At 61.6% G+C, this 451-nt stretch carries 1 protein-coding gene; it reads left to right on the top strand.

What is annotated here, in order from left to right:
* Window positions 1–451, top strand: a 451-nt coding sequence (locus H0X91_RS34740; RefSeq protein WP_196433825.1) for a hypothetical protein, incomplete at both ends; no start/stop codon positions are given.

The following is a 451-nucleotide window of genomic DNA, read 5'->3' as shown; positions in this document are numbered from 1 at the left end:
GCCCGTCGAGGTCGAAGTCGAGAGCGACGTGATCGAGCTATTGGCGGACGAAAGACCGGTCGAGGTCGAGGTCGACAGCGAGGTGATCGAGCTGTTCGCGGACGAAAGGCCAGTCGAGGTCGAAGTCGAGAGTGACGTGATCGAGCTGTTAGCCGACGACAGGCCCGTCGAGGTCGAGGTCGACAGCGAGGTGATCGAGCTATTCGCGGACGACAGGCCCGTCGAGGTCGAGGTCGACAGCGACGTGATCGAGCTATTGGCCGACGACAAGCCCGTCGAAGTCGAAGTCGACAGCGAAGTGATCGAGCTATTCGCGGACGACAGGCCCGTCGAAGTCGAAGTCGAGAGCGACGTGATCGAGCTATTGGCCGACGAAAGACCGGTCGAGGTCGAGGTCGACAGCGAGGTGATCGAGCTGTTCGCGGACGAAAGGCCAGTCGAGGTCGAAGTC

The sequence above is a fragment of the Burkholderia sp. 9777_1386 genome (genome assembly GCF_015712265.1).
GTDB classification, from domain to species: Bacteria; Pseudomonadota; Gammaproteobacteria; order Burkholderiales; family Burkholderiaceae; genus Burkholderia; species Burkholderia cenocepacia.
This window is presented reverse-complemented; position numbering and strand designations above follow the sequence as displayed.